Genomic DNA, 4,852 nt, shown 5'->3' with positions numbered 1-4,852 from the left:
GGGGTGCGAGCTGCTCGCGCACCGTTGGCGAGCGAAGGCTGCACCCGATGATGCCCCAATCCCCGCCAAATTGATTCAGGACCGCTTCGGTATAAAAAGCCTGGTGGGCCCGATGAAAGGCCCCAATGCCCAGGTGGACAATACCGGCTTTCAGCGCCGAGCGATCATAGTTCGGGGTGCTCACGGAAGCGGGCACCTGCCCCAAAGTTTCATTGTTTAAACGTTTCATAACATCACTCTTTCTTTTGGTTGATAGGCAATTGTGAGTCAGGCTCTTCGCCGCTCTATGGCAGCGTTGTCAATCGTACTCACATTGGCAATCTCTCCCACTCGATGGTATATTTTCTGTTCACTGTCCTGCAATTGCCGCCATGGCATTCATGCCCCGTAGCGCGCGGCATAACCATTACAACATCAACGATCAACCAACAGGCATCCTCTTTATGGCACGTATAGCAGCAATTGGCGAAGTTATGGTGGAGCTTTCGCCTTATCCTACCGCGCAGGAGGAGACCCGCGAAATCATGGCGCTCTCCTACGCGGGCGACACCTACAATACCTCCGTCTACATGTCCCGCCTGGGGCTGGAAACCCACTATGTCACTCGCCTCGGGGATGATCCCTACAGTGAGCAGATCATCCAGCGGATGCACGACGAGGGTATCGGCACTGATATGATCGAACGGGCTGCCGGTCGTTCACCCGGGCTGTACATCATCCGTAACACCCCCGATGGCGAGCGGGAATTTTTCTACTGGCGCCGCGAAGCGCCCGCGCGCGAACTGTTTTCCGAGCCCAACGAAAGCGTGCGTCTGTACAACCAGCTGCAGGAGTTCAACGCGGTCTACCTGAGCGGCATCACGCTCGCCATCATGACCGATACCGCCCGGCAAAGCCTGTTCGATGCCCTCGCCAAACTGCGCGGCAAAGGGGTAAAAGTCATTTTCGACAGCAACTATCGCCCCCGCCTGTGGAACACCGCCAAGGACGCCCAGAACGCCATGCAGGCCATGCTCAAGCACACCGATATCGCCCTGCTGACGCTTGATGATGAGCAGCTGCTGTGGGGCGACGATTCCATCGAGGGCTGCAAAAAGCGTTATCAGGCGCTGTCCGAGCTGGTACTGAAGCGTGGCGCCGAGGAAACCGTGCTGATCGTAGATGGCGAAGAGCAACGGGTCCCGGTGCCCAAAGTCGATAACGTGATCGACACAACCGGTGCCGGCGACACCTTCAACGCTGGCTACCTGGCCGCGCGACTGGACGGCGCCTCGGCAGAGGCAGCCGCTGCAAACGGCACCCGTTGTGCACGAGTGGTCATCCAGCACCGGGGCGGCGTAATCGAGAAAACCCTGTTTGAAGCCGGTATCAACGGCTGACACCTCACAGGCGGCGCGCCCAGGCGCCGCCTTTTTTACGACTGGGCTACACCCCTGCCACTACAGCATCGGCACGCCCCGTTTACACAGCTGAATACTGAAACCAAACGGATCGCGCATCATCACCAGGTGCGAGCCATCCTGAGGCTTCACTTCCTCAACAAACGTCGCTCCCACTTTCTCGAGTTCCGCCCGCTTCGCGTCCGGGTTTTCGCACACAAACGCAAGATGCAGAATCAGTGGGTTCATATCCGCGTAGGGCGGGACTTCATCCGGCGGATTGTTGTAAATTTCAATCATGACCTGGCCGCTGGAATCTTTCAGAAAGTGGGTACGGGGCCCACCCTCCATCTTCCGTGCAACGGTCATCCCCAGATTGGCGGTATACCACTCGGCCACCGCCTCCGGGTCAGCCACATTGTAGGCAAAGTGTTCAATTTTCATCGTATTCTATCGCTCCAGGTTACTCGTACAGTCCGAACAGACGCGGCAAGGCTTCACTGAAAGCCGGCACGTAAGTGACCAGCAACAGGACAACAAACATCGCGGCATAGAGCGGCAGCAGGGGCTTGAACATTTTGCTGATGGTGGTTTTGGCAATCCCGCAGCCGACAAAGAGCACACTCCCTACCGGCGGCGTACACAACCCGATACACAGGTTCAACACAATCATGATACCGAAGTGCAGCGGCGACATGCCCAGCTCGGTGACCACCGGGAGGAAGATCGGGGTAAAGATCAGGACCGCCGGTGTCATGTCCATGAAAATACCGACAATCAACAGAATCAGGTTGATGGTCAGCAGAATGATGTAGGGGTTATCACTCAGCGCAATCAGGGCATCGCTGATGGTCTGCGGGATATTCTCATAGGACATCACCCAGGACATGGCGGTGGAGGTGCCGATCAACAACATCACAATCGCGGTGGTCTCAACCGACTTGACCAGAATCTGCGGCAATTGGTTTATCTTGACCTCCCGGTAGATGAACACCGATAGCGCCAGAGCGTAGAGCACCGCGATCACACTGGCCTCGGTGGCGGTAAAGAAACCCGCCACAATACCGCCGATAACGATGATGATCAGCAGTAGGCTCGGGATGGCATCAATGGTTTTACGCACCGCTTCGCGAAACGGAATGCGATCGCCTACCGGGTACCCTTTCATCTTGGCCCAGATACCGCAGACCGCCATCAACCCGGCCATCAACAGCAGGCCCGGAATGTAGCCGGCAATAAACAGCGCGGCAATGGAAACACCACCGCTGGCCAACGAGTAAACGATCAACACGTTGCTCGGCGGAATCAGCAGGCCGGTCGTGGAGGCCGTAACCGTGACCGCACCACTAAAACCCCGATCGTAACCTTCTTTGGTCATGGCCGGGACCATAAAACCACCGACCGCTGAAGTGGCCGCCACGGCGGAGCCGGAAATGGCCCCAAACAGGGTACAACTGATCACGTTCACAAACGCCAGGCCGCCGGGCAGCATGCCAAAAAACACCTTGGCAAATTCAATCAGACGGTGCGCAATCCCGCCCTGACCCATCAGAATGCCCGACAGAATGAAGAACGGAATGGCGAGCAGAGCAAAACTGTTGATGCCCCCCGCCATGCGCTGCGCCAGGGTCATGACCGCCGGCGTAAAATCAATAGTGAACAGCATCGTCAGCAAAGTGGAAATGCCGATACTGATAGCGATGGGGACGTTGAGGAACAGCAACACAACGAAGCTGAGCACCAACACGACAATTGACAGTTCCATAGGGGTTCGCCTCTCTTATTCGTTCTATCTAGCAGCGTTAGTCGATGGGCAGGTCTTCACTGGCACCCGGAATTTCGCGCAATCGAATATGATCAATGGCGAACAGACAAATCAGTATTCCACTGATGGGGACGACGCTGTAGATATACCCCATGGGAATCTGCAGCGCTGGCGACAGTTGATTCAGGTCCAGCGTCAACATCATCAGTTTGAAACCGCCGACCACCATCACGCTCGCGGCAAACGCGAAACACAGCACGTTGATCAGAATTTCGGTTTTTACCTGAGCTTGGCGAGATAGACTGGAAGTGACAATATCCAGCCCTAGGTGTGCTCGCACACGAAATGCGTAGGCGGCCCCTAGCAGCCCGATCCAGACCAAGAGGAAACGGGCCAGCTCCTCGGTCACCGAGCTGGGCTCGGACAGAATAAAGCGGGTGACAACCTGCCAGGTGACATCGATCACCATTACGGCCATCAATACCATCAACACCCAGGCGAGGGCGCGATCAATTACTCTCATTACACTGTTCATGGCTCTCGTCTCCGCGCTCACATGGATTTGATCTGCTGCAGAAGCTCGTACACGGGCTCACCGCGCAGTTCTTCATGCATGGGCTCAACACGTTCCATAAAGGGTGTCTTGTCCGGATAAACCACTTCCACACCGGCTCTTTGCACCTCTTCCAGCGCGTGCTCGGTCGCTTCGGCCCATAGTTGTTTCTGGTAGGTCACCGACTCATCCATGGCCTGCTGCAGCCAGGCCTGCTGTTGTTCATCCAGAGAGTTCCAGACGTAGTTACTGATCAGGACCACGTCCGGTACATAGGTGTGCTCATTGAGCGAGTAGAACTTCGCCACTTCGTAGTGCTTGGAGATGAAAAAGCTCGGCGGGTTGTTCTCGGCACCGTCCACGACACCCTGGGAGAGGGCGGTATAGAGCTCACCCCAGGAAACCGGAGTTGGAGAGCCGCCCAGGGAGCGGACCATTGCCATGGAGGTCTGACTCTCCTGAACCCGGATTTTCATCCCGGCCAGGTCTTCAGGCGTTTCGACCTGTTTGTTGACGGTGTAAAAGCTGCGGCTACCGGCATCGTAGTAACCCAGCCCCCGCAATCCGACATCCGCACCTGACTGGAGCATTTTGATACCGGCATCGCTGTCGAGAAAATTCCAGAAGTGTTCGTGATCCCGGAATACATAGGGCAAGCTGAACACTTTCATTTCCGGCACGAAGCTTTCCATTGGGCTGGCGGACACTTTGGTCATGGCCAGGCTGCCAATCTGGAGCAGTTCAATCAGTTCCCGTTCGGAGCCGAGCTGGCCATTGGAGTAGACTTCCAATTGAACGCTACCGTCCGACAGTTCATGCAACCGGTCGGCCATGTGAACCATGGCTTTGTGCACGGGCGTGCTTCGATCGAGGTCATGCCCCATTTTCATGTAGACGGTGTCGTCCACTACGGTGTCGCACCCGGCCAGGCCGATGGTTACCGCAATGCAGCCGAGCACTCGCCGCCAGGTGGTTGGTTGGTTTGATTGCATAGTGACCTTCTCTCTTATTGTCGAGCTGACCATGATACAGGGCAGCCTACCCTCTCTCAATTAAACCTTGTTTGTCAGTCCTGAACTGATGTGCTTTGAACTTCTTTGCTTTCGACTTGGGTGGCTCGAATCCGGGCTGCCATGGGGTACACCGTTTCGGGAC

Annotated in this window: 5 protein-coding genes and 1 pseudogene; 1 reads left to right on the top strand and 5 read right to left on the bottom strand. The window is 56.2% G+C overall.

Annotation, left to right across the window (positions count from 1 at the left end; genetic code table 11):
- Nucleotides 1–229: pseudogene (locus tag B3187_RS14265) on the bottom strand (mannitol dehydrogenase family protein); the annotation flags it as partial.
- 214 nt (nucleotides 230–443) lie between these two features.
- Here B3187_RS14265 and B3187_RS14260 point away from each other — a divergent pair.
- Nucleotides 444–1,379, top strand: coding sequence for a sugar kinase (locus B3187_RS14260; RefSeq protein WP_286807147.1), 936 nt, complete (start codon nucleotides 444–446; stop codon nucleotides 1,377–1,379).
- Between the two features lie 60 nt (nucleotides 1,380–1,439).
- Here the strand turns inward: B3187_RS14260 and B3187_RS14255 are convergent, their stop codons facing one another.
- Genes B3187_RS14255 through B3187_RS14240 form a run of 4 tightly spaced genes read right to left on the bottom strand, consistent with a single transcriptional unit; the run spans nucleotide 1,440 to nucleotide 4,689 of the window.
- The gene (locus B3187_RS14255; protein WP_123639212.1) at nucleotides 1,440–1,823 is read right to left on the bottom strand and encodes a VOC family protein; all 384 of its coding nucleotides are present in this window, start codon (nucleotides 1,821–1,823) and stop codon (nucleotides 1,440–1,442) included.
- A gap of 19 nt (nucleotides 1,824–1,842) precedes the next feature.
- The gene (locus B3187_RS14250) at nucleotides 1,843–3,144 is read right to left on the bottom strand and encodes a TRAP transporter large permease (protein ID WP_286807145.1); all 1,302 of its coding nucleotides are present in this window, start codon (nucleotides 3,142–3,144) and stop codon (nucleotides 1,843–1,845) included.
- A 37-nt stretch (nucleotides 3,145–3,181) separates the two neighbouring features.
- Nucleotides 3,182–3,679 (bottom strand): TRAP transporter small permease, encoded by a 498-nt coding sequence (locus tag B3187_RS14245; protein ID WP_123639213.1) that lies wholly within the window; start codon nucleotides 3,677–3,679, stop codon nucleotides 3,182–3,184.
- Between the two features lie 17 nt (nucleotides 3,680–3,696).
- On the bottom strand, nucleotides 3,697–4,689 hold the full coding sequence (locus tag B3187_RS14240; protein ID WP_414673706.1) for a TRAP transporter substrate-binding protein: 993 nt from the start codon (nucleotides 4,687–4,689) through the stop codon (nucleotides 3,697–3,699).
- Nucleotides 4,690–4,852: the final 163 nt, after the last annotated feature.

The organism is Marinimicrobium sp. UBA4209 (assembly GCF_002381585.1).
Lineage (GTDB): Bacteria > Pseudomonadota > Gammaproteobacteria > Pseudomonadales > Cellvibrionaceae > Marinimicrobium > Marinimicrobium koreense.
The sequence above is the reverse complement of the archived record's forward strand: the minus strand, read 5'-3'. Positions and strand labels throughout refer to the sequence as shown.

What these genes read in the sequence shown, in the direction of transcription:
- B3187_RS14240 (WP_414673706.1), bottom strand. Translation starts at nt 4,689, where the DNA reads ATGCAATCAAACCAACCAACCACCTGGCGGCGAGTGCTCGGCTGCATT.
- B3187_RS14245 (WP_123639213.1), bottom strand. Translation starts at nt 3,679, where the DNA reads ATGAACAGTGTAATGAGAGTAATTGATCGCGCCCTCGCCTGGGTGTTG.
- B3187_RS14260 (WP_286807147.1), top strand. Translation starts at nt 444, where the DNA reads ATGGCACGTATAGCAGCAATTGGCGAAGTTATGGTGGAGCTTTCGCCT.
- B3187_RS14250 (WP_286807145.1), bottom strand. Translation starts at nt 3,144, where the DNA reads ATGGAACTGTCAATTGTCGTGTTGGTGCTCAGCTTCGTTGTGTTGCTG.
- B3187_RS14255 (WP_123639212.1), bottom strand. Translation starts at nt 1,823, where the DNA reads ATGAAAATTGAACACTTTGCCTACAATGTGGCTGACCCGGAGGCGGTG.